Annotated in this window: 22 protein-coding genes; 17 read left to right on the top strand and 5 right to left on the bottom strand. The window is 41.8% G+C overall.

The features are described from left to right. Positions 1-29 precede the first annotated feature (29 nt). Positions 30-3,926, bottom strand: coding sequence for a PAS domain S-box protein (locus NPUN_RS25015; protein ID WP_012411248.1), 3,897 nt, complete (start codon positions 3,924-3,926; stop codon positions 30-32). A 703-nt stretch (positions 3,927-4,629) separates the two neighbouring features. On the opposite strand from NPUN_RS25015, the gene NPUN_RS25010 reads away from it, so the two are divergent. Further along, complete coding sequence (locus tag NPUN_RS25010; protein ID WP_012411247.1) at positions 4,630-4,881, top strand: hypothetical protein; 252 nt, start codon at positions 4,630-4,632, stop codon at positions 4,879-4,881. A gap of 413 nt (positions 4,882-5,294) precedes the next feature. Here NPUN_RS25010 and NPUN_RS25005 read toward each other — a convergent pair whose 3' ends face one another. Then, on the bottom strand, positions 5,295-5,528 hold the full coding sequence (locus NPUN_RS25005; protein ID WP_012411246.1) for a DUF4327 family protein: 234 nt from the start codon (positions 5,526-5,528) through the stop codon (positions 5,295-5,297). A 300-nt stretch (positions 5,529-5,828) separates the two neighbouring features. Between NPUN_RS25005 and NPUN_RS24995 the strand changes: the two genes are divergently transcribed. Then, positions 5,829-7,061, top strand: coding sequence for a cysteine desulfurase-like protein (locus NPUN_RS24995; RefSeq protein WP_012411245.1), 1,233 nt, complete (start codon positions 5,829-5,831; stop codon positions 7,059-7,061). 131 nt (positions 7,062-7,192) lie between these two features. On the opposite strand, the gene NPUN_RS24990 is transcribed toward NPUN_RS24995, so the two are convergent. After that, positions 7,193-8,458, bottom strand: coding sequence for a molybdopterin molybdotransferase MoeA (locus NPUN_RS24990; protein WP_012411244.1), 1,266 nt, complete (start codon positions 8,456-8,458; stop codon positions 7,193-7,195). 49 nt (positions 8,459-8,507) lie between these two features. Next, entirely contained in the window at positions 8,508-9,134 is a 627-nt protein-coding gene (locus tag NPUN_RS24985; protein WP_012411243.1) for a hypothetical protein, read from the bottom strand. A gap of 207 nt (positions 9,135-9,341) precedes the next feature. On the opposite strand from NPUN_RS24985, the gene NPUN_RS24980 reads away from it, so the two are divergent. From NPUN_RS24980 to NPUN_RS24920, 14 genes are all read left to right on the top strand, one after another. Beyond that, positions 9,342-9,899 (top strand): RDD family protein, encoded by a 558-nt coding sequence (locus NPUN_RS24980; RefSeq protein WP_012411242.1) that lies wholly within the window; start codon positions 9,342-9,344, stop codon positions 9,897-9,899. A gap of 43 nt (positions 9,900-9,942) precedes the next feature. Then, positions 9,943-10,137, top strand: coding sequence for a 50S ribosomal protein L33 (rpmG, locus tag NPUN_RS39420; protein ID WP_012411241.1), 195 nt, complete (start codon positions 9,943-9,945; stop codon positions 10,135-10,137). A gap of 2 nt (positions 10,138-10,139) precedes the next feature. Further along, positions 10,140-10,355 carry a 30S ribosomal protein S18 gene (gene rpsR / locus NPUN_RS24975; protein WP_012411240.1) on the top strand — a complete coding sequence of 72 codons (216 nt, stop codon included), beginning with the start codon at positions 10,140-10,142 and terminating at the stop codon, positions 10,353-10,355. 305 nt (positions 10,356-10,660) lie between these two features. Beyond that, positions 10,661-12,721, top strand: coding sequence for a ribonuclease catalytic domain-containing protein (locus tag NPUN_RS24970; protein WP_012411239.1), 2,061 nt, complete (start codon positions 10,661-10,663; stop codon positions 12,719-12,721). Between the two features lie 327 nt (positions 12,722-13,048). Further along, a complete protein-coding gene (gene rpmI, locus NPUN_RS24965) occupies positions 13,049-13,246 on the top strand; it encodes a 50S ribosomal protein L35 (RefSeq protein WP_012411238.1) in 198 nt (65 codons plus the stop codon). A 19-nt stretch (positions 13,247-13,265) separates the two neighbouring features. Continuing rightward, positions 13,266-13,622 carry a 50S ribosomal protein L20 gene (gene rplT / locus NPUN_RS24960; RefSeq protein ID WP_010997578.1) on the top strand — a complete coding sequence of 119 codons (357 nt, stop codon included), beginning with the start codon at positions 13,266-13,268 and terminating at the stop codon, positions 13,620-13,622. Between the two features lie 12 nt (positions 13,623-13,634). Further along, a complete protein-coding gene (locus NPUN_RS24955; RefSeq protein ID WP_012411237.1) occupies positions 13,635-14,450 on the top strand; it encodes a transporter substrate-binding domain-containing protein in 816 nt (271 codons plus the stop codon). 76 nt (positions 14,451-14,526) lie between these two features. Then, positions 14,527-15,051: a tetratricopeptide repeat protein gene (locus tag NPUN_RS24950; RefSeq protein WP_012411236.1), complete on the top strand. Its 525-nt coding sequence runs from the start codon at positions 14,527-14,529 to the stop codon at positions 15,049-15,051. Positions 15,052-15,368: 317 nt separating this feature from the next. Next, a complete protein-coding gene (locus tag NPUN_RS24945) occupies positions 15,369-17,375 on the top strand; it encodes a primary-amine oxidase (RefSeq protein ID WP_012411235.1) in 2,007 nt (668 codons plus the stop codon). Positions 17,376-17,495: 120 nt separating this feature from the next. Further along, positions 17,496-18,065 (top strand): peptidylprolyl isomerase, encoded by a 570-nt coding sequence (locus tag NPUN_RS24940; RefSeq protein ID WP_012411234.1) that lies wholly within the window; start codon positions 17,496-17,498, stop codon positions 18,063-18,065. Between the two features lie 603 nt (positions 18,066-18,668). Then, a complete protein-coding gene (bchB, locus tag NPUN_RS24935; protein ID WP_012411233.1) occupies positions 18,669-20,195 on the top strand; it encodes a ferredoxin:protochlorophyllide reductase (ATP-dependent) subunit B in 1,527 nt (508 codons plus the stop codon). 160 nt (positions 20,196-20,355) lie between these two features. Further along, on the top strand, positions 20,356-20,742 hold the full coding sequence (locus NPUN_RS24930; RefSeq protein ID WP_012411232.1) for a hypothetical protein: 387 nt from the start codon (positions 20,356-20,358) through the stop codon (positions 20,740-20,742). A 16-nt stretch (positions 20,743-20,758) separates the two neighbouring features. Continuing rightward, a complete protein-coding gene (locus tag NPUN_RS24925) occupies positions 20,759-21,229 on the top strand; it encodes a hypothetical protein (RefSeq protein WP_012411231.1) in 471 nt (156 codons plus the stop codon). A gap of 519 nt (positions 21,230-21,748) precedes the next feature. Continuing rightward, positions 21,749-24,904, top strand: coding sequence for a plasmid replication protein, CyRepA1 family (locus NPUN_RS24920; RefSeq protein ID WP_012411230.1), 3,156 nt, complete (start codon positions 21,749-21,751; stop codon positions 24,902-24,904). Between the two features lie 338 nt (positions 24,905-25,242). Here the strand turns inward: NPUN_RS24920 and NPUN_RS24915 are convergent, their stop codons facing one another. Beyond that, positions 25,243-25,527: a DUF2470 domain-containing protein gene (locus tag NPUN_RS24915; RefSeq protein ID WP_012411229.1), complete on the bottom strand. Its 285-nt coding sequence runs from the start codon at positions 25,525-25,527 to the stop codon at positions 25,243-25,245. A gap of 252 nt (positions 25,528-25,779) precedes the next feature. On the opposite strand from NPUN_RS24915, the gene NPUN_RS24910 reads away from it, so the two are divergent. Then, complete coding sequence (locus NPUN_RS24910; RefSeq protein WP_012411228.1) at positions 25,780-26,535, top strand: metallophosphoesterase family protein; 756 nt, start codon at positions 25,780-25,782, stop codon at positions 26,533-26,535. Positions 26,536-26,695: the final 160 nt, after the last annotated feature.

Genomic DNA, 26,695 nt, shown 5'->3' with positions numbered 1-26,695 from the left:
CTTACCAATACACAATACTTACTCCTAGCTCATAACTCAGCACTGCCTCTAAATAAGTTGTGTAAACTTTTCAATAATTCTCTGGCCGTATATGGTTTTGATAAAACTGCTTTTACATAAGCATAAGCATCACAAGCTTGAGTAAAGACTTCCATCGAGTTCAGTCCGCTACAGGCAATAATTTGAACCTGGTTGTTCATTTTTTGCAAGGTGCGAATAGCGGTGATTCCGTCCATCTCCGGCATCATTATATCCATCAATACGGCATTGATTTGATGCTTGTATTGGGCATACAGCGCGATCGCTTCTATGCCATTGCTGGCAGCTAGTATCCTATAGTTATAGTTTTCTAAAATGATTGCAGCAATCTCCCGAATTTGTGCCTCATCATCTACAACTAAGATCAATTCTCCCTCTCCTGGAAGGACATCCAAATCTTCTATCGTGAACGCTTGAGTTGCTTCCACTGCTGGTAAAAACAGTTCAAATTTGCTGCCTTTACCAACATTGGTAGACACTTTGATAAAACCAGCATGGCTTTTAATGATGCCTAACACTGTTGAAAGTCCCAGTCCTGTACCTGTGTTGACTCCTTTTGTGGTGAAAAATGGCTCAAAAATTCTATCTAATATTTCTGGCGGTATCCCAACTCCGTCATCGGCAACGGTAATCATAATGTAATGCCCAACTTGGGCATCGAGATTCATTTTGGTATAAGCTTCATCAATAAACTTATTTTCTACAGAAATTGCGATCTTGCCACCATCTGGTAAAGCATCGCGGGCATTTACTACCAGATTCATCAACACTTGATGCAGCTGTGTGGTATTCCCAGTGATAGGCCAAGTGTCTTCTGGGATAATCGCGGACAACTCAATAGATTTGGGAAATGTCTCTTTAACAATTTGGATAATTTCTGCAATCAGATACTTAACTTGGATAAGTATCCGCTCTCCTTTAAATCCTCGCGCAAAGGACAAGATTTGCTTCACTAAAGCTGCTCCACGTTGGGCGTTGCTTTCTACAAGTGCCAACAGTTGCCCAGAACGCTCCTCATCTTGTAAAAATGTTCCCTGTAACAATTGAGCCGCTGCCAAAATTGGTGTCAATATATTGTTTAAGTCGTGGGCAATACCACCAGCAAGGGTACCAATGCTTTCCAATCGCTGGGCGCGAAAAAACTGTTCTTCAAGTTGTTTCTTTTCGGTGATGTCAGTGTCAACACTCAGGATAGATTTAGGTTTTCCTTCAGGATCGCGCATCAATGTCCATCGGCTTTCCACAACAATTTCCTTACCGGATTTTGTCACTTTAGATAACTCACCTTGCCACGAGCCACTCTCAATTACACTTTTTAGCGGTACTTCCAGTTGGTGATGGGTTCCTGGTGGGTACAAAATTTCCCGGAGGTCTTTTCCTATAACCTCTGTAGAGAGCCAACCGAACATCCGCTCTGCACCTTTATTCCAAACTAATATTTGAGATTGTAAATCTCTAACTAATATGGCATCGGTGGCGATATCAAGTAGAGCGGCTTGTTCGGAAATTTTTTGTTCGGCCAGCTTGCGCTCTGTGACATCCCTATTTGTGCCGATTAACCGAATCGGTTGACCGATTTCATTATAGTAAGCCTGACCTTTGCAGTTTAACCAGTGTAGGCTGCCGTCCGGCCAGATAGTCCGATACTCTATAGATCCCTGTCCTTCCTCAATTATCTGAGCTATATTCGCAGCTACAGCTTTCTGATCTTCTGGATGGATTAAATTGAGATAGTCTTCAACGGTTGGACACAAGGTGTCGATCGGCAGACCATAAAGTGGCCCCATATTGGCAGACCAAATAGTAGTATTGGCGATCATATTCCGATCCCATATACCCATTTGGGCTGTTTCGGTAGCTAAAGTCAATCGCGCTTCACTTTCTCGCAATGACTCTTCTGCCAATTTACGCTCGGTAATATCTTCGGCGATGCCACCATAAAACTGAACTTCTCTTTGGTCATCATAAACAGTAAAGCTCCGATCCCAAATCCAGCGCACCGATCCATCAGGTCGAAAAATTCGGTATTCTGCTGAAGCTGGCTCACCACTAAGTTGTTGCTTTACTGCTTTGGCGATTAGCTCGCGATCGTCTGGATGAACGTTGTCTATCCAAGACTCAGGTTGCTCTAATAGACTTTGGCAAGAGCGACCCCAAATTTTTTCATAAGCAGGACTAACGTACAAAGTTCGAAATGAATCTGGGCTGGCAATCCAGATGACTGCGTGGGTATTTTCGGCAAAAGTGCGAAATTTTTCCTCGCTTTGGTATAGTGCGGCTTCGGCAAGTTGGCGTTGCTGTAAGGCGGCTTGCTGTTCGGTAATATCTCTGCCTACCGTTTGGATTTCAACAACTTCTCCTTTGTCATCATGAATTGCGATCGCATTCCATTGAAACCAACGAATACCTGTAACTGTAAATATCAGTCGCTCAGAATTAGTCAAGGGTTCCGATGAAGATCCTAAACCTGCGATCTTTTCCATCATTTGAGGCAAGTCATCTGGGTGAAAAAATTGCCAAAATGACTGACCATGATACTCATCTTGTTTCCAGCCGAAGGTTTGACAGGCAGCCATATTAGCAAAGGTAATCTGCCCCTGCAAATCAATGCGGATAATTACGTCAATTTGACTTTCCACTAGTTGGCGATAGAGGTTTTCGCTTTGCCGTAATGCAAATTCTGTGCGTTGGCGATCGGTAATTTCTTGTTGCAACAAAACGTTGGACATGGCAAGTTCTGCTGTCCGTTCCGCTACTCGTTGTTCTAATTCATCGTGAGCTTGGCGCAGTGCTTTCTTTGCCTGTTGACGTTCGTTAATATTGCAAAGTAACCAGCGCCAGCCAACAAGATCCCCTTCTGAATCGTACATGGCAGCAACTCTAACGCTAGCCGGAAAAGCTTTACCTCCGCGTGGTTTTAGGTAAATTTCCCACTCCTGTAACTGCTGCGAATTATTTAGTCGGGCGTTAAAAGCCTGACGGTCTTGATGAGCAATAAATAAAATTAATGGTTTATTTCGCAAATATTTTTGCCGGACAGCCAGCATGGTTGCTGCCGTTCGATTAGCCTCTTGGATAATCCCTGCTACATCAGTTACCAAATAACCATCTGGAGCAAATTCAAACAAATCCTGGTAACGTTGGCGCTCCAATTCTACTAGCTCACGGGCAACGGACAACTCTTCGTTTTGTTCGCGCAGTTCTTCTTCGGCTACTTGGAGTTCTTCGAGGGCTAGCTGAAGTTCCTGATTAACTTGCATGATTTCAGATGATTGGGACTCAACCCATACTTTTAAGTGATTTTGAGTTTGGCTGCGGACTTGCTCTATCTCAATTGGCTGATTAACCTGCCTGAATTCATCAGTGGGTTTTTGTAAATATTCTTGCAAGCCTTCAACAACCCCAACCATTTTTACCAAGTCAAATGCTTGTAGCAGGCTAGTCTGGGTAATGATTCCTAGTAATTGCCCGCGATCGTTCAAAACGGGCAAATAGTCAGTCTGATGCTGACGCAATAATGATAAGGCAATGAAAATATCATTAGAGTCTGATTGTCTAAGGGTAACTACTGGCTGCGTCATCACTTCAGCCATAGTCAGTGTGGATAAGTCTACTCCAGAAGCTATAAGTCTGATTACATCCTTTTCTGTAAAAATACCTAATAATCTTCCTGCCTCTAAAACGAAGATGCAACTAGTTAGTGGTTGAGTTCTAAAGCCTAAATCTAATGATGAATTTAAACTAATAGGTGCATAATTGCTAGCTGGTTCTTGACTCATTAAGGCAATAGCTTCGACTACAAAACTATCAATGCTAATCGTTAAGGGAGAACGATTGATAACATTATTTAAGCTAGGTATGTTAATTAGATGATCGTTGAATCGCATAGTTCATTCGTCAATGCTAATGAGCTTTTTGATATCAGTACGAAATAATAGAAGCTAGAGTAAGCAAATTGTTAAAAATCAAGAATTATTCTGCTGCAATTGCCAATCAATCAACTGTTTGCCCTGTAAACCTTACAAGACCCAACACAGGCGACACGATAAAAGTTAGTAACTAAACCAGGAAGTAGATAGAATTTTAGAATTGCTAAACTCATTCTATTGTCAAATTAGAGATAGATGATCTGCTATCTCAGGAGATTACCCTAATTGCTGGTCTTGGTAGTCTTATGAGTATGAAATCTTTGAAATTAATTGAATAGTGTAAAGATTAAAACCTTGCACCCGAACATTTGTACTTTTGGCTTTATTGATAAGGCTCCAGCCACACTTTCAAGAGACAGAAACCATAAAGAAAAAGGGTTTGACATCTTTTTTCAATCATAAGGGTGGCACACCACTAGTAAGGTTGCTCTTAAGCCCCATATTTATAGATAATTAGAGAATTTTCTCAATAACCTGAAGTTATTACTTAATAAGCACGTATAAAATTGTAAAAATATTAAGTATCTTAAATCTCTTCACAAGTTCCTCATTTTTTTAAACTATAGTCAAAATATAAACAAGTTGTTTTAAATATCTACGTGCTTGTCAACTGACTACTCTGATTTGCAAGAACACTTTTATTAACAGGTTTGAGGAAAATATGAATTACTGCCCTTGCTGTTCAAGCTTACTTTTAGAACATATACGTGGTGCAGACAGTTACTGGTTTTGTCGCCACTGCTGGCAAGAAATGCCCGTTTATAATCTGAACGAATCCAGTTTATTCACCGAAGCTGTCATAGGGAAAATATCTAGAAAGCCCCACAAAGAAAAACGTAAAAATGCTACCGTTTACGCAAACCAATGGCAACCTATCAAAGAATGGATAGGACTACAAGATTTATCTGCGTAATCTCCACTTACTAGAATTAGCTTAGTCTAATTTACGTGGCAGGAATTCCAGTAATTAATTGTCATAAAATGTCAGGCTATAGTTCAACCATGAGGTATTAACTGACACGGCTAGAAATATCAAGTCGAAAAAAGCTTGATTTCCATTTGTTCTCTCATTAATCGCCTCTACATAGGAATGGCTAATAGATGCCTTGTTTTCAGTCAGTCATTAACAATTCGTAATTTGTAATTCGTAATGACGCTGGCACTGTTTTTCTGCTATTCTCCAGCGTCTAACCCATTCATTAAGATTTATTATTGACTTCAATAATCTCTTGTTTAAAACCCCCGACTTAATTCGAGGGTTTTAAATGCTGAAAAATGAATTTTTAATTTTGATTTTATGGGGATACTGCTAATGGGGCACTGCTTCTAGATACAGCCTGCATCATCTTCCCAAGATTCATGATTGAGTAAGTCGATAATTCTATCTCTGAGTAGAAATTCGTTTTTTTCTAACTCAAGTTCAAAATTAACCCAGTCACGATGAGGAATATATTTACACAGGGTATAAATCGGTTGCTGACGGTTAACAAGTCTCTTTTTAACAAGTTGAAGTGCTTCTTCCTTGATAACTTCGATGTCGTATTTAATCGTAGTGTTCATAGGTCGTTCCTTTATTTCCAATCAAGGAATTCAGAATCAAAGCAATAGTTTCTTTGACTCTACCTTAAACTTATCAAATAAATTAGGGAGAATTGTGAAGAATCAAGACATTAACTCTTGCTGGAAGTTAGATATCTCAGTAAGATACTCTTTGAGTTTCCCAGTATACCCCCCCAAGAGAGATTTTTGCAGAGCAATAACGCTAACATAAGAAGCTGTAAATAGCAGATGTAGATACTCTTTGGGCGACTTGCCGAAAGGTAGGTTAGGGTAAATAACATTCTCTACAAAACTTATACTATGCTTTTGAATCTTGATAAAGTTCGTCAATATTTTCCTGCGCTAGCTAGTGAATGGACTTTTTTTGATAATGCTGGCGGTTCACAAACTCTGAAAAAAGTAGTAGATAGAATTAGCGAATTTCTCCTGAGTTCTGATGTTCAGTTGGGAGCTTCTTATGCGGTTTCTCAACTTGCGGGAGAAAGATTGGCTTTAGCGACTAGGGGAATGGCTATTTTGATTAATGCCAATTCTTTTAAAGAAGTAGTGATGGGCCCATCTACGACAATGATGTTGAAAGTTCTCTCAATTTGTCTGGGTCAAACCTTTACATCTGGTGATGAAATTATTGTTACTAATTGTGACCATGAAGCCAATATTGGTGCTTGGGTGGCTTTAGAAAAACAAGGAATTAAGGTTAAAGTGTGGCAAATTCGCCCAGATACCTTAGAACTTCATTTAGCAGATTTAGAAGCATTGATGAGTCCTCGCACCAAATTAGTAACCTTGACTCATGCTTCTAATGTTCTGGGAACGATTAACCCGATCAAAGAAATTGCTACATTTGTACACGATCGCAACGCGATGATTTGTGTAGATGGTGTAGCTTATGCACCCCACAGATTAGTTGATGTACAAGATTTGGATGTTGATTTTTATGCTTTGAGTTTTTATAAAGTCTACGGACCACACCATGCCTTACTTTATGGCAAAGAAGAACATTTATTAAGATTGCCCGGACTTAATCATTATTTTATTCAACAGACAGATATACCTTATAAATTTCAGTTAGGGAATGTCAATTTTGAATTAAGTTATGGAATGTTAGGCTTATGTGATTATTTAAGTGAATTAGCACAACTGCACTACGGCGATAAAACTGCACCTGATTTGAGAAGTCAGATGGTGCAAGCATTTGATTTAATTAGCATACATGAAGAAGAACTTAGCGATCGCCTCTTAAGCTACCTCAACAGCAAGCCGAATGTGCGAGTAATTGGTCAATCCAAGGCTGACCGAAAATTGCGTGTACCGACTATATCTTTTGTAGTTGATGGAATGAATAGCTCAACCATTCCCGCAAAAATTGACCAACATTACATTGGGATTCGCTACGGAGACTTTTATGCTAAACGGCTTATTGAATATCTGGGATTAGCCTTGCAAGGTGGAATAGTCCGGGTGAGTATGGTACATTACAACACCCTTGAGGAAGTTAACAGCTTGATTGAAGCTTTTGAGCAGTTATTTTAAGATTGAGCATTAGTTATTTTCCCCATTCCCCATACTTCTCTACGAGAGGCTGCGCCCTAAGCGTAGCTATGCCGCAGGCTTTACGACTGCGCGGTAGTTGAGCGCAGTCGAAACTCAGTACAAGTTCCCTATTACCCATTACTAAGCTGCAAAACTTGCACCTCTTCTTGTGGGTAAATTGATGTTTTACCCATCGGGAGAACGGCTAAAGCATTAGTTTGAGCCAAATTAATTAAATTTCCAGAACTGTGACTACCACCAGCTTTGTGAAATTCATAAACACCATTAATTAAATGCAATTTACCCCAAAGGTAAGTTTCCCGTTTGCCATCAGATCGCAATTCATCATGCGATCGCACTTTCAAAAACACTGGTTCCCAACCTTCAGTAATTCCCGAAAGTTTCTTGATTGCTGGTAGCACAAACCGCCAAAATGTCACCAACACAGCCGCAGGGTTTCCTGGTAAACCAAAGTATAGGGCTGAATGAGGAGAGACGCGATTAATCGCGTCTGTACTAGGGAAAGTGGCGACAGTAAGGGGTTTCCCTGGTCTCATTTCCACAGATCGAATGTGGATTTTGGCTCTTAATGACTCTATAATTTTGTCAACATAATCATAATCTCCCACTGATACACCACCAGAAGAGAGAACTATATCAGCGATCGCAACTGCATGGGCAATAACTCTCTCCAGAGTAACTGGATCGTCTTTCACAATCCCTAACAGTATTGGTTCTGCACCACTCTCCTTTACCAAAGCTGCCAGCGCATACTGATTGGAATCCACAATCTGCCCTGGTTGTAACGGTTGATCAACTGTCACCAACTCATCACCAGTAGAAAAAATTGCCACACGCGGACGGCGGTAAACATTTAATTGTGGACATTGTGCTGCCGCCAATACAGCTATTTCTGAGGCATTTAACTTAATTCCGGCTGGTAACAGTTGTGTTCCAGCTTGGTAAAAAGATGCTTTGTGTCTGACAAATTCTTGCGGTTGTGGCGCAGCCAGGATAAATACACGGTTTTCCTCGCGGCGTGTCCTCTCTTGCATGACTACAGTATCCGCACCTGCTGGAATCACCGCACCTGTGAAAATCCGCGCGGCTTCTCCTGATTGAATCCTAGACTTAGGCTGATACCCAGCCGGAATATCTTCAACAATTTCTAAAACGGCTGGTTGTTCAGCGCTAGAGTGCTGTACATCTTCGTACCGAACTGCGTAACCATCCATTGCCGAATTATCCCAATGGGGAAAATCTAGCGGACTGGTGACAGGCACTGCCAAAATCCGGCTATCGGCTGCCAATAAATCTACAACTTCTGTATCCCGTTGAAGATCCAACGGTTGTACTAAATCTAAAATAATTGCTTGTGCATCGCTGACTGATACCATAGCGATCGCCTCCGACTTTTTACTTCATCTCTGTAAAGTAGCACTGAGTCTACTCTTGGTTAGCTCTGTAGAGGTTTGTCTGAGCAGTCAATCCCAAACTACATACTGCTAGTAAACCTATAATTATGCTTCCTTCGGGAACTTTGGATACTTGAACGGCATTGTTACTTAAATCTAGTATTTGCTTTGTGCCTGCTGCATTTCTATTGTTAAAACCAAATTCTTTAGCTATAACCTCATCGCTAAAACCTTCATCTATGAGTGCGAGATTATTATTAAGCCAGGTGTCGCCAGGAAGTTCATCATCCTTGCCAATATCAAAGGGACCAAAGATTTGCTGAGTAGTGTTATCAAAGTTAAATCTCAAAAAGCTATAGTTAGCCACACTATTAACCACTGGTGTGAAACTATTGATCGGAGTACTAAATGGATCGAAGAAAGAAATTGAGAGAGACTGCAAGTTCTTCGTAGCTCCCAAACCTGCTTCAGAAATAACGCTTGGAGCGGTTGTTGTATCGTAGTTAAATGAACCTTTAGCTGAATAACCACTGTCTCCCTTCCAGTTAAAGTTGAACTCAGCAGCATCAGCTAGATCGTGAGTGGTTATAGCGATCGCTAATGCTAAAGCAGTACTCGTCACCATCCTAATAGCTGTTTTAGCAAACAGATGTGTCATAAATACAACTGCCAAATAGTTTCTCCAACAATACAATACGATATTTTTCCAAAACAGACTCTTGTGCAATGGGCAGCATGAACGCCCTAACTATGGGACTTTTCTATGGGTGTAACGGTTTAAACGCCAAAGCCAAGTCATCACCTTAAGATAAAAAATAGGAGCAATGATTATTCTCCAACCCCTAAATAAAAATACTTATTTTGTATGACTATCGAACGACTTCCCCAAAAACACTATCCCAAGGCTGAAATTGGGCGGCGAGGTATGGCTTTAGGGCTTGATTTCCTTGGTGTCTGGTTAGTCAGTTCCCTACTTGGAGGCGGCGATATCGGGATTCAATTTATGCAAATCTTAGTTTTTGTCATATTCTGGCTAGTTTTACGGGTGTTGGTGGTATACAACAATCAAGGCCAAAGTTTAGGGCGTTGGGCGTTCGATTTAAAGGTGTTGGAAGTCGAAGATGGTGAAGTAGTGGGCAGAATTCCAGATTTGCTCTCGCTGGTGAAACGAGAGGCGATCGTTGGTTTAGGTGCGCTTTTGGTGTCAATTGCCCTAAGCAATATTAGAGCCAATCCCACTGCTATACTGCTAGTACTTCCCCTGGCAATTGATTGTGCGACTGCCTTCTCTGATACCCAGATGCGGCAGGCTTTGCACGATCGCTATTGTGGAACTTTCATTGTTTCGTCGCGTCGTGGCTACTCACTTGATATAAAAGTTAAAAGATTAGTTGAAAATATGCGGCGGAATGTGAGAAGATAGTCATTTGTGTTAATTCTCTTCAGGCTTCACTGTTTGTAAGATTATGGCTAAGAGTAAAGGTGCCCGCATTATTATCACACTAGAGTGTACTGAGTGCCGGACAAATTCAGATAAGCGTTCTGCTGGTGTTTCACGTTATACCAGTACAAAGAATCGCCGCAACACCACCAACAGGCTAGAACTGAAAAAGTTCTGCACCCACTGCAACAAACATACCGTTCACAAGGAAATTAAGTAGAGATGAGTTATTTCCGTCGTCGTCTTTCTCCGATCAAGCCAGGAGAACCAATCGATTATAAAGATGTTGATTTATTGCGTAAATTTGTCACCGAGCGGGGTAAAATACTGCCACGGCGGATTACTGGGCTTACGTCTCAGCAACAGCGAGAGTTGACATTAGCAATTAAACGTTCGCGGATTGTGGCCTTGTTGCCATTTATCAATGCGGAAGGTTAGAGCAATTTTGGATTTGGAATTTTAGATTTTGGATTATTAAAGGGAAGCTGCATTTAAATAAACATCTGGCTTTGTCTTTCTGAGTCCAAAATCTCAAATCTGAATCAGAGAGTGTAAAATAAATTGCTGCATAAAAAATTGTTGGATTTAGGATTTGATAAACATCCAGTTATAAAATCCCTTCGGGTTCAGCAGTCGCTCATGGGGGAAACCCCCAAGACCGCGCTGCTTCACCAAAATCCAAGTTGCGCTGTAAGCGCACCAAAGTTGGAAGCAAAATCTAAAATTATTAGAGCGCGAGAGTTGTGGAGAAGGGCACGCTAGTTGAATTTAGGGTTCAAGGCGATCGCCGTCTGGGGATCGTAGAACGTCCAGACGGTAAAACCCGCTGGTTTGTGGTAGACGAACGTGGTCAATCCCACAGCCTCGCGCCTAGACAAATAACTTATACAGTTACCGGACAAACTTACAAGCCCTCTGAGATCGCGAGCTTTTTAGAGCAAGTCAACCCTTATTTAGACCCATCTAGCTTAGAGGTAGCTTGGGAAATACTGGTTGAAGATGGGGAAACAATCACCCCAGAGCTGATGGCGAATCTGTTATTTTCGGAATCAGCCGCGCCTCATTGTTACGCCGCCTATTGCTTGTTATCAGACGACAAACTTTATTTCAAGCAAAAAGGAGACGCTTACGAGCCGCGAACTGCTGCTCAGGTGGCAGAACGTAAGCACCAGATGGAAGTAGAGGCATTAAAAGCTAAAGGACAGCAGGAGTTTTTAATTCGTGTTGAGCAGGCGCTCAAAGGCGAAGCAGTAGAATGGCAGCGCCACGATCGCCAGCGTCTAGAAGGACTAGAAAAATACGCAGCGTTGCTTGCTGACACAGTGCGGACGGGAGTTAATTATGATTCATTAGCTCGCGCTTATCCGCCAAGCGCTCCAGTATTAGAAACTATGACCATGCTGGGACGGCCCACAACGCCCCAAGGGGCTTTTCAACTATTAGTAGATTTGGGTTGCTGGAGTCCTTATGAAAACTTGTTCCTGCGTCGTTCTTCAATTCCGATTCAATTTCCTAATAAGGTGTTAGAAGTGGCGCAACAGCGTTTGGATTTCCCGCCGATTGACTCAGATACAAACCGCCTTGATCTGACTCACCTGAAGGTTTACACCATTGATGATGAAACTACCACAGAGATCGACGATGGTCTAAGTTGGGAAATTCTACCCGATGGACGGGAGCGCCTGTGGGTGCATATCGCCGATCCCACCAGATGGTTAGTACCGGAAGATGAATTAGATTTAGAAGCCAGAAAGCGGGGCAGCACAGTCTATTTACCTACGGGGATGATTCCTATGTTCCCAGAGGTATTGGCAACTGGGCCAATGAGTCTGATCCAGGGACGGGTTTGTTGCGCCCTCAGCTTCGGAATTATTTTAGGTACAACTGGGGGAGTAGAAGATTACAGCATTCATACCAGTTCCATTAAGCCGACTTATCGCCTTACCTACGAAGATGTAGATGAAATGCTGCAATTACGGGTACAGGCAGAACCAGAAATTGCTGCGATCGCAAGTTGGGCACAGAAGCGCAAAACTTGGCGTTACGCTCAAGGGGCAATTAGCATCACAATGCCCGAAGCAACGATCAAAGTCAAAGGTGACGAGATCAACATTGATATTTTGGACGATTCCCCATCACGGCAAGTAGTCGCAGAAATGATGATTGTTGCCGGTGAAGTTGCGGCTCGTTATGGTAAAGCTCATAACATACCTTTACCCTTTCGCGGTCAGCCCCAACCGGAATTACCCCCAGAAGAAGAATTACTACTACTTCCAGCCGGATTCGTTCGCGCTTGCGCCATGCGTCGTTGTATGCCCAAGAGTGAAATGAGCATTACGCCTCTGCGCCATGCTGGTTTAGGTTTGGATACTTACACGCAAGCAACCTCTCCCATCCGCCGCTACAGTGATTTGCTTACCCACTTTCAACTGAAAGCCCATTTGCGCGGTGAAGTTCTACCATTTTCCGCAGATCAACTTAAAGAAGTGATGATGAATGTCACCAGCATTACCCAAGAGGTGACGATGGTAGAACGGCAAACGAATAGATATTATGCTCTAGAGTATTTACGCCGTCATCCAGAGGAAACTTGGGATGTAACTGTATTGATGTGGTTGCGAGAAGACAGCAACTTGGCCCTAATTTTGATCGAAGATTTAGGTTTGCAGTTACCAATGGTTTTCAAACGTTCTGTTAACTTGGGCGAACAGATAGTGGTGAAAGTTAGCCATGCCGATCCGCAAAAAGATATGATTCAGTTTCAAGAAATAATTTATCAAGAAGCCCAAACAGCGGCGAATTAACTAATTCGTAATTCGTAATTATTTGGTGAAACACTCGCGCGTAATTGTCTTTCTTGCTGATCCTGAATTAGTTTGGGATGACGTTTGCGATCGCTGTAAAAAGCTCCGAAAAAACCAAGACGTATGGAATTACCTATGGCACACTGCTTGAATGGGGCTAAACAGGCAAAGTCCGTCTCCGAGGACTAAGGGAAAATTCAAAGTTTTAAACCCGTCCTCGTGGGTTTTGATTGTGTAGACGTGGTTTATAACGGACTATCTAACTTAATTTCCATTACAACAATTTTATTAGTATAATAATGGATCGTGTCGAATTAAAGCTATACCATGCCTAAACTCAAGACTCGTAAAGCCGCAGCGAAGCGATTCCGTGCCACCGGCACCGGAAAAATTGTCCGTCGGAAAGCTGGCAAAAGCCACCTTTTAGAACACAAATCTTCCGACAAAAAACGTAGCATGTCCAAGACCACACTTGTACATGAACGCGATGAACTCAACGTGCGCTTGATGCTCCCATATTTGTAAGTCCTTCAGGAAATAAGTTATGACACGGGTAAAACGCGGTAATGTAGCTCGGAAGCGCCGCAATAAAATTCTCAAACTAGCTAAAGGTTTTCGCGGTTCTCACTCAACTCTGTTTAGAACTGCCAACCAACAAGTAATGAAGGCACTACGCAGTGCCTACCGCGATCGCAAAAAGAAAAAGCGCGATTTTCGTCGCCTCTGGATCACCCGCATCAACGCTGCTTCAAGACAACACGGCTTGAGCTACAGCCAGTTGATCGGTAACTTAAAAAAAGCTGATATCCAACTAAATCGCAAGATGTTGGCACAATTAGCAGTCCTCGATCCAGCTAGCTTCGGCAAAGTTGCTGAACTAGCAAGTCAAGCTAAAGGATAAAGGTGGACACGGATGCATAACAGATGTAACAGATGGCAAGTAATTACTCGGTTACATCTGGTATTATCCGCCACGATATTTTGGATATCTTGCTTTTCCATAGTGGGGACAGGATTTACTGCATCTGCCGCCGAAATGCCAGAAATTCAGCAGCGCGGCTATCTAACCGTTGCTGTTAAAGACAACTTGCGTCCCTTGGGATTTAGAGATGCCAATGGTAATTTGCAAGGCTTAGAAATTGACTTGGCACAGCGATTAGCACTTGACTTAGTTGGGAAAACAGATGCTGTCAAATTGCAACCTGTAGCGAATCGCGATCGCCTGTCTGTAGTCTTAGACAAGAAAGTTGATTTTGCGATCGCTAGGGTGACAGCAACCGAGTCACGCAGCCGTATAGTTAGTTTCAGTGTTCCCTACTATTTGGATGGCACTGTATTAGTTACAAAAGATGCCTCTGTGAATAAGTTGAGTGATTTGGCAAAACAAAAAATTGCCGTACTTAACAACTCCAGCACTATTGCTAAAGTGCGGTTCTATCTGCCAAACGCCGAGTTGGTAGGAGTAAATTCATATCACGAAGCGCGAGAGAAAATAGAAAGTAATGCCGCTGTAGCCTTTGCCGCAGATGCTACCGTTCTAAGCGGTTGGGTGCAACAATATCCTCAATATCAGCTACTGCCAACTAAGTTATCAACTGAACCCTTGTCTGTAGTTATGCCCAAGGGATTGCAGTACGATAAATTAAGACGAAATGTGAATCAAGCGATCGCTCGTTACTTAGAACAAGGTTGGCTCCAGCAACGTTCTCAATATTGGGGTTTACCGTAAATTGGTCATTAGTCATTAGTCATTAGTGAATAACAAATGACAAATAACAAACTTTATAATATTTGTATTTGCAGCAATGGATAACAGTCTAGCCGTTGTTTATCTCTCAATTTTGGTGTTTATACTCACAATTGCAGCCGTGAGTGTTTTTCGCCAGATTTTCAAAACTCGTAAGATTGAAGGCTCCTTTGCAAAATTGCGAAAGAAGTTAGAGAAAGAAAAGGGTACGACTCAAGAATATTATGAGTTAGGCAGTATTTATTCAGAAAAAAAACTATATTCCCAAGCGATCGCGCTTTTTCAAAAAGCTCTGAAAGCTGCCGAAGAAGAGGGAGAAGAAGATATCGCCCCCATTTACAATGGGCTGGGTTATATTTATTTTACCCAAGAGCAATATGACCTCGCAATTCGTCAGTATAAAGAAGCCCTGAAATCTAAACCAGATTACGTAACAGGGTTGAATAATCTCGGACACGCTTACGAGAAGAAAAAGTTAACTACTCAGGCGTTACAAAGTTACGAAGAAGCACTAAAGTTTGATCCAAATAACTCTATTGCTAAACGCCGTGCTGAATCTTTACGCCGTTTAGTTTCTGCGTAATTAAAATTATGGGGATGGGGTATGGGGAAAAAACTCTTCACTAGTCCCCACTCCCCCTAACTCTTCACAAATTAATTTGGCTTTAGCTTCTTATCATACAAAACTACACAGCAGTAGGGGCAATACCCTGCGGGTACTCCGTTGGAGAACTCGTAGAGTAGACGCTTCTCTACGAGACGCTCCGCAAATGCGTCTACATGAATTGCCTCAGAAAATCAAGATTTTGGCTATTTGTTGCGTAAGCCCTGTTAATTTATCGGGTTTCAAGCTTCGGCTTAGAAATAGATAACTATACGTCTTTTGTAAGAATGTGAAAGATGATTAAGCGGCTAAGGCGTTTTTTGTGGCTAGCTATTGCCATAATTGTTTTTATTTCTCTCTCAATTGGATTAATGGGAATATTGACGGCTCTACAGCCTGCGATTTCCCATCCTCTTACTTCGCTAACAGAGGCAGAAATTAGTACAGCTGTTTCGGTCATTCAAAAAGAAAAAACTTTGAGCGAAATGGCAGCTTTTCCACTGATTGCTTTACAAGAACCAGATAAAGAAGAAGTTCTAAAATTTACACCTGGTAAAGCTTTCGCAAGAAAAGCTTTTTTGATAATCTATGAGCGATGCCTGCGGCAAGGACGCTGTCCTACGCAAAACAAAACTTATGAGGGAATTGTTGATCTAAAAAACAAAACTTTAAATTCCTGGAAAGAAATACCCTTTGTTCAGCCTGCGATCGTCAATCCAGAATATGAATTGGCAACTAAGGTAGTTAAAGCCGATCCTCGATGGCAAAAAGCGATGCTAAGGCGAGGAATTACCGATTTTGATCGTGTCAAAATCAGTTCATGGGCCCCAGGAATCCTGAGTCAACAGGAAGAAGCGGCAGGTAATCGTCTTTGCCGCAGCTTATCTTATTACCAGGGACAAAACTGGAATTATTACGGTAGTCCCATTGAGGGAGTAGTAGCAACTGTCAATTTGAACACAGGTAAAATCGTCAGTTTCATTGACAAGGGAAACGTACCTTTCTCTAAAGAAAACTGGAACTATGATCTAAAATCCTTGGGCAAATTACTTTCAGCGCCGAAAGCATTGAAACTTCTCCAACCCAATGGTAAAAGTTTCCAGATTAAAGACAATGAAATTAGCTGGCAAGGTTGGAAGTTTCGGTATTTAATGCATCCTCGTAGTGGATTGGCATTGTACCAAGTAACATACGATGATGGGAAAAATATCAGACCAGTTTTATACCGCGCTAGCATCTCGGAGATGGTAGTCCCTTACGGCGATCCAGATCCCACCTGGTCGTTTAGGAATGCATTTGATGTTGGGGAATATAATCTTGGTTTGCTAGCAAATACGATGGAGTTAGGTAAGGAAATTCCTGAAAACGGCCTTTTGCTGGATGCTGTATTTGCTAATGAGCAGGGAGAACCTTATAAGATACCAGGGGTTGTTGGCATCTATGAACGCGATCGCGGAATGCTGTGGAAACACTATGATTACAATACTCAGCGTAATGATGTCCGTCGCAGTCGAGAATTAGTGATGTCGATGACTACGGCTGTTGACAATTATGATTACAGCCTGAATTGGATTTTTCACCAGGATGGGACTTTGGAAGTCCAAAATGAATTAACAGGTATCGTACTGGCGCAGGGAACGGTTGCTCAAAAGCAATCAGAGGATGATTCCTATGGTCGCCTAATCGCAAAGAATATCTTTGGAGTAAATCACCAGCATTTTTTCAACTACCGCCTAGATTTTGATGTAGATGGTCAAGCTAATTCTGTGATGGAAATGAACGTGAAAGCTTTGCCAATGGATGAGAAAAATCCATTAGGAAATGCGATCGCAGTTGCAGAAACCCCACTCACTAAAGAAACGGCTGCTATACGCGATTTAGATATGAAAAGCAGTCGGGAATGGATGATTGTTAGTGCCGATAAGAAAAATCCGTTAGGGGCTGCACCTGGATATATGCTGATGCCTGGTGGAAACTCCATGTTTCTCCCTGTGGAAGGCTCAAAAATCCGTCAACGGGCAGAATTTGCGACTCATCACGTCTGGGTAACAAAATATAAACCTACTGAACTCTATGCTGGCGGCGATTATCCTAATCAGACTCAACCAGGACAAGGTTTACCAAAATATATTGCAGATGATGAACCCTTGATGGGTGAAGATATTGTGCTGTGGTACACAATGGGCGTAACTCATATTCCGCGATCGGAAGATTGGCCTGTGATGCCTGTTCACCGAGTTGGCTTTAAGCTAGTCCCTAGAGGATTCTTTAACCGGAATCCAGCGATAAATTTACCTGAGTAAAATATTTGTTGGCTTAAGTTTCCTTCCTTCAGGTTTTTTGTCATGTCTAAAGGCGGTAACTTGAATGCTGATAAACTTATATAGGTCAAATACTGGCACTTGTTAAAAGTAGGATATCTAATGAACTTTCCAGAAATTAATATTCCCGGTAATGGCAAGCTGCACGCTCGTTTAATTACTTCCTTGGGTGAAATTGTAGTTCGTTTGGAAGAAGAGCGAACCCCCAACACCGTCAAAAATTTTGTTGGTCTAGCAACCGGAACAATCGACTGGAAAGACCCTAAAACTGGTGAATCTGGCAAAGGAACTCCAGCTTACGATGGGGTTCGCTTTCACCGGGTCATCCCTGATTTTATGATTCAGTGTGGCGATCCTCTGAGTCGTTATTTAGATACAGCCAGCCGATGGGGTACTGGTGGCCCAGGATATCAATTTGAGGATGAGTTTCATCCTGAATTGAGACACACTGGTGCAGGTATCCTGTCGATGGCTAATGCGGGACGCGGTACTAATGGTTCGCAATGGTTCATTACAGAAGCACCAACGCCTCACCTTGACAACAAACACAGTGTTTTTGGTGAAGTTGTCCAAGGTCTAGATATAGTCAACAAGATCGCTAATGTGCCCACGACTAGAGATCGTCCGAATCAAGAAGTGGTGTTACAAAAAGTAGAAATTTTTCGGCAGTAATTAACGCCTCTCTAGTACCGCAAGGCGGAAGTCAAAAGTCACCCATACTTTAATTTTGTTCTTTCTAGGACTAGCCCTTTGAAGGTGACTCGTTAAATCTCTTTTCTTCTCTCTGCGCTCTCTGTGTCTCTGCGGTTTAAAAGTAATTTATCTAACCACTCCAGACGCAGAGAACACAGAGAAAATAGGAATATTGTCCAAAAATTTCACCACCTTGAAAGGGCTAATCCTACTTACTTTCTTCCTTTGTTCGTGTCCTTTGCGGTTCGTTCTTCTTTCTTGTACTTAAATCTGATTTAGCGCATCTTCATACAGAATTGGTATAAGACACCGCCCCACATTGAAAACAAATTTGCCGAAAAATTAAGATTTATTTTAAAAAAGCAACAGTAATATTGTTCAATTCAGAAGCTAGATTCCAATCAGAAACAAGGTTTGAGCTATGCCTACGCCTACACACCGCAGCTAAAACCCTTACAAGTCTTCACTTCAAGAGGGCTACAACTTTTGAGACAATCAGAAACGATTTAATAATAATCAAGCACTTATAGTCCACTCTTATCGGACTCCGTGTTATTTCTATTGAAAAGGGAGAACACAAACATGAAATTGGCTTACTGGATGTATGCAGGCCCAGCCCACATCGGCACTCTGCGAATCGCTAGCTCTTTTAAAAATGTCCATGCGATCATGCACGCTCCCATTGGCGATGACTACTTTAACGTCATGCGCTCCATGCTATCGCGGGAGAGGGATTTCACTCCGGTAACAACCAGTGTCGTCGATCGCAACGTTTTGGCACGCGGCTCCCAAGAGAAGGTAGTAGATAACATCGTCCGCAAGGATGCCGAGGAACACCCAGATTTGATTGTGTTAACTCCCACCTGCACCTCCAGCATCTTGCAAGAGGATTTGCACAACTTTGTCGAACGGGCGCAGTTGGAAGCGAAAGGAGACGTAATGCTGGCGGATGTAAACCACTACCGCTATAACGAACTGCAAGCCGCCGATCGCACTCTCGATCAAATTGTCCAATACTACATTGAAAAAGCCCGGAAGCGGGGCGAATTAGCTGAGGGCAAAACTGCAAAGCCCTCGGTTAACATCATCGGTACTACTACCCTCGGTTTCCACAACAATCACGATTGCACCGAACTCAAGCGGCTGATGGCTGATTTGGGAATTAAGGTTAATACCTTGATTCCTGAAGGTGCTTCGGTGAATGACTTGAAAAAGATGTCCCAAGCTTGGTTTAACCTGGTGCCTTACCGTGAACTCGGTTTGACCACAGCGCGTTACCTGGAAGAACAATTCGGCACACCTTATATAGACATTACTCCAATGGGTGTAGTGGAAACTGCCCGTTGTATTCGCAAGATTCAGCAGGTAATTAACGCTCAAGGTGCAGAAGTCGACTACGAAAACTTCATCAATGAACAAACCCTCCATGTCTCTCAAGCTGCTTGGTTCTCCCGTTCAATTGACTGTCAAAACTTGACTGGCAAAAAAGCTGTGGTCTTTGGTGACAACACCCACGCCGCCGCCATTACTAAGATTCTGGCGCGAGAAATGGGGATTCATGTTGTTTGGGCTGGAACCTACTGCAAATATGATGCAGGCTGGTTCCGCGAACAGGTTAGCGAGTATTGCGATGAAGTGCTAATTTCCGAAGATCATGGTGAAATTGGGGATGCGATTGCTCGTGTCGAACCCTCTGCCATTTTCGGCACCCAAATGGAACGCCACGTTGGTAAGCGTTTGGATATTCCCTGCGGCGTAATTGCTGCACCAATCCACGTCCAAAACTTCCCTATTGGTTACAAACCATTTATGGGTTACGAAGGCACGAATCAAATTACAGATTTAATCTACAATTCCTTCACTTTGGGAATGGAAGATCACCTGTTAGAAATCTTCGGTGGTCACGATACCAAAGAAGTTATTACTAGGGGAATTTCTGCTGATTCTGATTTGAATTGGACAAAAGATGGTCAAGCAGAATTGAATAAGATTCCTGGATTTGTGCGCGGCAAAGTGAAGCGAAATACTGAGAAATTTGCCCGCGATCGCGGTTTCAAAGAAATCAACGCTGAGGTGTTGTACGCCGCTAAGGAAGCTGTGGGGGCGTAGATAAGCGGTTAATCAATAAGATCGAGGGGTAAGGAGTTATGTATACTCTTTACCCCCATTTTTTCGCTTTAGTAATAAAAATTAAATTGGTGAGATATCATAGATTTAATATTAATTTTTATATTTCTATTAACAACTATTTAAAATAACTAAATTAAATATGAACGATGGCAAAGCGGCATTGTTTGCGGCATTATGTCAGGCTGGTATTAATCACAGTCCGGAAAAGATTGTGCAGATTGCCAAGCTAGCCGATGGCAAAATTGTATTTTTAGAGCAAGGAAAAGCTGGTATAAGAGGAAGTGGACTAGCACACATCTTAAATAAACATCAAGAGGACTTTGCCAAACGTGGAATCTCCGAGAATGAAATCCCGGATGCTGTTATGGCTGCTGTGACAAAAGGAATCTTTCGTGGTTATCAAGGAACGATAGAACCTCGCCGGGAAATCTATGAAGTAATTTTTAATGGACAAACACAGTATATAGCAGTGACTGTGGGTGATAATGGTTATATAGTCGGAGCTAATCCCGCCTCTTTACCATAATTTCACCTGAATAGCTATGGCAGTAAAGATAAAACTAATGGCTGATTATGGGTGCGACCCCCTATGGTGGGCAGATGCTGAGAAAGTTGGTAACATTGATCCAGCAAGATTGCCCCTCAGTCAAGAAACCATTAGCCATCTGAGAAAATGGGCATCTACTTACAATGAAATATTAAATTGGCAAGATCCTGCTAACTCACCAGATTTGAGTGCAGAGGCTGAAGCGGCTTTTGAAGATGAAGGAATTAGTCTGTGGAAGCAACTGCAAACGGAACTTGCGCCTAATTATCAAGTTGTTTATTTCAGTGAGCCATTAGGCAAGGTTTTAACTCATGCTAGTGAATTAGAAGTTTTACGTCCTATTCAGCAACAAGCTAGTACAGCACCAAGAAGATTAATTGCGAGCGCGGCTTTAAGTAAATTAAGGCTGAGGTATTATACGCCGCGAAGGAAGCTGTCGGAGCCTAGTTTTTCAGCCAATAAATAAAATTTATTGGGGAGTTAAGAGCAATCTTAACTCCCTGTTTTTATGATTTTATATTTTTGGCTGCTAAATTAAAAATAATAAATTTGTTAAAAATTAAAATTTCTGATGGGACGTGAGAAACCATATCTTTCATATATTAACGCGGCTGAATTTGGGCAATCGTACCCAAGCCTCAATGCCAATTCTTTCCTCTCCTGGTTAAAAACGGAATTATGACGGAAGAGGTAGGACTTGAAAGATGTTACCCTATAGCGATCGCTGCTGCAACCCCTCTAGCGATCGCATTCCTTAACGCAGAGATTTACTGATAAATAAAAATTAAAATAGAATAAATATCACAATACAAAATTATTACTTTGGGGATCTAATAGGCAGAATAACCTACTAGAGGCTTAACCGATGTGTCTCCCGTGACGAAGTAAAAAAAGCATCATAAAAGCCTAGCAATCTCGCTTATAGGAAAAAAACAGATGCGTGCTAATGTTTTAATCTCATCGTCTTCTCTTCGGGTCTTTCCCTATGCATCTGCACTATTTACACCCCCAACACCTTGAGGAATTAGTCAAGAGTAGTGGTATAGACTTACACTTAGTGCAACTCAATTTTAGGTCGCTCCAAGGCGTAACTGCTTATGAGTACCTGTTGATTTCTGAGCTACTCCCCCGCACCAACACCGGAATGGTGAAAGCTGGTTGGTTGCAGCGTTATGCTCATATTACTGAAGGGGGTTGGTGGTGTTCGGGACTAGACCCTTTGAATAATTGGCAAATGATGGAATGGGGATGCTTTAAACCAAACCAACCCCGACAGAATCACAATGCTAAGTCCATCAAATACGAGCATCCCCCTAGCACACCAACGCGGGTGTTTTGTTTGCGGGTAACGTTGCAATTGTGGCAGCAAGTCGCTGGACGTTACAATCTGGTTATGCCTGAAAATATCACCATTACTGCTGATGGTGAAGCTAGAGGCTTTTGGCAATGGGTGATGCAACAGAACATTCCCCTGATTCTCTGTGAGGGTGTGAAGAAAGCAGCCACACTGTTGACGCAAGGATATGTAGCTATTGCCATTCCTGGAATTACTAGTGGTTATCGGATTGTTAAAGATGAATTTGGCAAAGTTACCCGTCGTCAGCTAATTCCTGACTTAGCAGCGTTTGCAATTACAAAGCGTAGCTTTTATATTTGCTTTGATTTTGAAACTCAACCTAAAACAATTGCTGCTGTAAATAATGCCATTTCTCAACTTGGTTGTTTATTCCAACAAAAAAATTGCACTGTTAAAGTCATCGAACTTCCAGGAATCGAAAAAGGAGTTGATGAGTTTATCGTTGCGAAAGGTGCAACTAGTTTCGAGAAAATTTATCGGCAAAGTGTTGATTTAGAAATTTATCTTGCTCAAACAAAACCCCATACTGAGTTAACTATTCCTGCTGCTCTCACCTTGAATCGACCTTTCATAGGTGAAATCCCTTTTCCAACTTCTGGATTAGTAGGAGTCAAGTCTGCCAAAGGAACAGGTAAAACTACAGCACTGCAAGCCGTTGTTCAGCAAGCAAAAATTAGAAATCAACCCGTTTTATTAATTACTCACAGAATTTTACTAGGACGATTTTTGTGCGAAAAAATTGGTATTCAATGGGGAACACATAAAGAAAATGGGGATAAAAGGATTAATAAAACACTTACCCCCGCTCCTCCCATCCTCCGTTCACTCTCTCCACAGCAATCCCTTGGACTGTGCGTTGATTCCATTTGGAAGCTTAATCCTGGAAATTGGCACGGGGCAATAATAATTTTAGATGAAGTAGAGCAATCTTTATGGCATCTACTAAACAGTAATACTTGTAAGCATAAACGTGTAAAAATATTAAGATTATTCCAGCAACTAATTTCCACAGTTTTAACAACTGGGGGTTTAGTAATTGCCCAAGATGCTGATTTATCAGATGTATCACTTGAATATCTACAGGGATTAGCAGGAATCAAATTAACGCCTTGGGTAGTTCTCAACCAATGGAAGCCTCAACAAGGTTGGGATGTAACTTTTTACGATTCGCCGAACCCAACCCCGCTAATTCACCAATTAGAATTAGATTTACTTGCCGGACGTAAATGTTATGTTACTACCGATAGTCGCGCTGGGCGTTACAGTTGTGAAACAATCGAACGTTACCTGAAAGAACGCTTACAAAAATTACGACGGCAATTTCCCAAAACTTTGGTAGTTAGTAGCCATACTACAAATACACCTGGCCACGAAGCGGTTGATTTTATTGCAGCAATCAATCAAAAAATCTCTGAATATGATGGCGTTTTTGTTACCCCAAGTCTTGGTACAGGAATTAGTATTGATGTCCAACATTTCGACCGAGTTTATGGCATTTTTCAAGGGGTAATTCCTGACTCGGAAGCAAGGCAAGCATTAGCGAGAGTGCGAGATGATGTGCCGCGTGTTGTTTGGTGTGCGAAACGAGGTATTGGCTTAATTGGTAGTGGTAGTACAAATTATCGCTTGCTATCTAACTGGTATCAAGAAAATCAAAAAGAAAACTTAGCTTTGCTTAGTCCACTACATAAAATAGATGTAGATTTACCTTTAGTTCATGACCCGATTCATTTGCGAACTTGGGCCAAGTTATCTGCACGGGTAAATGCTTCTATCCGCCTCTACCGTCAATCAATGCAAGATGGTTTAATTGCTGATGGGCATCAAATTCAAATGCGTAGTAATGCTGTTCATAATAATATTATTCGAGACTTACGGCTGGCATTTTTGGCAACTGATGCCGATGATTTAGCTACCCGCAGAAGATTAGTTTTAGAAATTGTCAAAGTTCAGAAAGATTGGGCGCAAAGCCGTCAAAAAGCTAAAGAAATTAAACGCAAAATTAAAGATATTAAGCAGCAAAATCAACTATCGGTAGCAAAGGCTGTAGCTAATGCTAAAGATATCGATTATGTAGAATACGATCAGTTATTAGGAAAGCATTCTCTAACTGATGGAGAACGTAACCAAATCAATAAATATGTTCTCACACAAAGGTATGGTGTAGAAGTTACTCCTTGGCTGAAATTGCAAGACGATCAAGGATATTATCGTCAACTGTTAATTCACTATTACCTAACTCACGAAAGCGAGTATTTTCACGTCAGAGATCAACAAGAATGGCATCAGCAATTATCTTGGGGTGAAGGGAAAGTTTTTCTGCCAGATTTAAAAACTTATACGCTCAAAGTTGAAGCGATGAGAGCGTTGGGAATGCTTCAATTTCTCGAAGCAGAACGAGAGTTTACCGAGAGTAATCCAGATTTAATAATGCTTAAAAATGTTGTGTTTCAGCACAGTAAGCATATTAAAAGAGCACTTGGTATTAACTTAGTCGGGGAAAAAGAGCAGGTTTCGGCAATAAAAATACTCAGCCGACTATTAAATTTGTTGGGCTTGAAACTAAAGCGGGTAAATGAGGTTTATAAAATCGACCTAGAAACGCTTGACGATGGCAGGAAAAGCATATTTGCTGTTTGGCATCAACGGGATGAGTTGATGCTGGCTCATGTTAAGAGTGTTGCCTATGATTTACCTGATTATTCTTCAGACTGGAAATTTGAAATTATTCAAGCCAAGCCTCATACCGCAGTAGTCAAGGAAGAAGTAGCTATCTCTGGGTGACAGCTAACATGAAGCGCAATGGCGGTCTTTAGACCACCATTTAGGGACTTCCAAGAAATAAATTATCCAAATAAACGTAGACGCAAAGCCGCTTGCCGCAGGCTACCACAGAGACACTGAGGCAGAAGAGATAGAGAGAATTATTTGCGTTAGTTTTGGGATATTGTTTTATTTGGAAGTCCCTTACTATCAATTTAGAATACAATCTCCTGACTTTCAGGCAGGGTAGAAGTCAACATTAGTCATACACAGGACTTACACAAACAATAGCTGAAAACCTTATTCTCAGGTAGGGGCAATTCATGAATTGCCCCTACTGAATACAATTATACCAATTTCTACTTTGCGTTTACCCGCGCCTGCTTCACCATCGCAATGAGAGTTTGATGAGCATCTTCTGCATCAGCTAAAACACGATCGAACTGAATGCGAACTGGTACAGTTTCTCCATTGGCTTGCGCTGTCAAATCCATACCTTGTGCATCAATTGACAACATTTTTGCTGCGATCGCATCTGTTACACCACCAAAAGTTTTAGCATAAAGAACTATGGCATCAGCATGATCGTCATTCATGTGCTGGCAGATGCGCGAACTAATCTCAGCAGAAAAATCTTTAGACATTGTTGAGGTAAAAAGTTAGAAATACAGCAACAGCTTAGATTTTAAGCTAACGCGAGTGGAATTTGCTAATTTTCTTTCCTAAGCAGTAAAGACTGTCCATATTACTCTATGTTCATCATTAATAATATTTATTTCTGGAATAATAATTAAATTAAAATAAAACTTAGTTCAGTATTTTTACCTTTCATTACGGAAACCAGACAGCTTAAACTGTAGCAGAAGTATTAGCAAAACTATTGAAGCTAAGAGACAATGAGCGAAACTAGCCCCAGACGAATAGTAATTGGGGATGTACATGGACACTATGAAGGTTTAATGACTTTGTTGGAGGCGATCGCTCCCACGTCAGACGATCAAATCTATTTTTTGGGAGACTTAATCGATCGCGGGCCTCATAGCTCACAAGTAGTTAATTTTGTCAAACGACATAACTACCCATGTTTGCTGGGAAATCATGAGCAGATGTTATTAAACATTTTGACTAATGAAAGAACTTCCTCCCCGACGATGCAAGCATGGTTGTATAGTGGAGGGCAAGCTACCGTAGCCAGTTACCACGAGGCTTCAATCCCCGATGACCATCTGGATTGGTTCAAGAGTTTGCCTACATATCTCGACTTGGGGGATATTTGGTTAACTCATGCTGGGGTTGACCCTTCCAAGTTGGTGACAGAACAAACTGCCGATCAACTCTGCTGGATACGAGAGGAATTTCACAGCATCGAAAAACCCTACTTTCCAGATAAGCTTATTATCATCGGTCACACGATTACTTTTACTCTGCCTGGTGTTTCTCCTGGGAAACTGGCACAAGGACAGGGATGGCTAGACATAGATACTGGCGCTTATCATCCCCGGAGTGGCTGGTTGACTGGACTGGATGTAACGAATAACCTGGTTTATCAAGTTAACATTTTTAAAAACTATCTTCGTACTCTCCCTTTAGAAGAGGCTGTAATTACCGTTAATCCAGCCAAAATCAAAGTCGATCGCCGCAATAAAAATTAAACAATATTCGAGATGAGGTGGAGGGAAAGATGTGGAAGATTAGCGAGACAAGGGGAGTAAGCAATTCCCAATTCCCCATTCCCCATACTTCTCTAACGAGAGGCTACGCCCTAAGCGTAGCTATGCCGCAGGCTTTACGACTGCGCTCAGTACAAGTTCC

This window comes from Nostoc punctiforme PCC 73102 (assembly GCF_000020025.1).
GTDB classification, from domain to species: Bacteria; Cyanobacteriota; Cyanobacteriia; order Cyanobacteriales; family Nostocaceae; genus Nostoc; species Nostoc punctiforme.
Note: the sequence above shows the minus strand (reverse complement) of the source record. Positions and strands in the feature narration are given on the sequence as shown.

Bases quoted from the DNA above. Each gene is read 5' to 3' on its own strand.
- NPUN_RS25015 (WP_012411248.1), bottom strand. From the start codon at position 3,926: ATGCGATTCAACGATCATCTAATTAACATACCTAGCTTAAATAATGTT.
- NPUN_RS25010 (WP_012411247.1), top strand. From the start codon at position 4,630: ATGAATTACTGCCCTTGCTGTTCAAGCTTACTTTTAGAACATATACGT.
- NPUN_RS25005 (WP_012411246.1), bottom strand. From the start codon at position 5,528: ATGAACACTACGATTAAATACGACATCGAAGTTATCAAGGAAGAAGCA.
- NPUN_RS24995 (WP_012411245.1), top strand. From the start codon at position 5,829: ATGCTTTTGAATCTTGATAAAGTTCGTCAATATTTTCCTGCGCTAGCT.
- NPUN_RS24990 (WP_012411244.1), bottom strand. From the start codon at position 8,458: ATGGTATCAGTCAGCGATGCACAAGCAATTATTTTAGATTTAGTACAA.
- NPUN_RS24985 (WP_012411243.1), bottom strand. From the start codon at position 9,134: ATGACACATCTGTTTGCTAAAACAGCTATTAGGATGGTGACGAGTACT.
- NPUN_RS24980 (WP_012411242.1), top strand. From the start codon at position 9,342: ATGACTATCGAACGACTTCCCCAAAAACACTATCCCAAGGCTGAAATT.
- rpmG (WP_012411241.1), top strand. From the start codon at position 9,943: ATGGCTAAGAGTAAAGGTGCCCGCATTATTATCACACTAGAGTGTACT.
- rpsR (WP_012411240.1), top strand. From the start codon at position 10,140: ATGAGTTATTTCCGTCGTCGTCTTTCTCCGATCAAGCCAGGAGAACCA.
- rpmI (WP_012411238.1), top strand. From the start codon at position 13,049: ATGCCTAAACTCAAGACTCGTAAAGCCGCAGCGAAGCGATTCCGTGCC.
- rplT (WP_010997578.1), top strand. From the start codon at position 13,266: ATGACACGGGTAAAACGCGGTAATGTAGCTCGGAAGCGCCGCAATAAA.
- NPUN_RS24955 (WP_012411237.1), top strand. From the start codon at position 13,635: ATGCATAACAGATGTAACAGATGGCAAGTAATTACTCGGTTACATCTG.
- NPUN_RS24950 (WP_012411236.1), top strand. From the start codon at position 14,527: ATGGATAACAGTCTAGCCGTTGTTTATCTCTCAATTTTGGTGTTTATA.
- NPUN_RS24945 (WP_012411235.1), top strand. From the start codon at position 15,369: ATGATTAAGCGGCTAAGGCGTTTTTTGTGGCTAGCTATTGCCATAATT.
- NPUN_RS24940 (WP_012411234.1), top strand. From the start codon at position 17,496: ATGAACTTTCCAGAAATTAATATTCCCGGTAATGGCAAGCTGCACGCT.
- bchB (WP_012411233.1), top strand. From the start codon at position 18,669: ATGAAATTGGCTTACTGGATGTATGCAGGCCCAGCCCACATCGGCACT.
- NPUN_RS24930 (WP_012411232.1), top strand. From the start codon at position 20,356: ATGAACGATGGCAAAGCGGCATTGTTTGCGGCATTATGTCAGGCTGGT.
- NPUN_RS24925 (WP_012411231.1), top strand. From the start codon at position 20,759: ATGGCAGTAAAGATAAAACTAATGGCTGATTATGGGTGCGACCCCCTA.
- NPUN_RS24920 (WP_012411230.1), top strand. From the start codon at position 21,749: ATGCATCTGCACTATTTACACCCCCAACACCTTGAGGAATTAGTCAAG.
- NPUN_RS24915 (WP_012411229.1), bottom strand. From the start codon at position 25,527: ATGTCTAAAGATTTTTCTGCTGAGATTAGTTCGCGCATCTGCCAGCAC.
- NPUN_RS24910 (WP_012411228.1), top strand. From the start codon at position 25,780: ATGAGCGAAACTAGCCCCAGACGAATAGTAATTGGGGATGTACATGGA.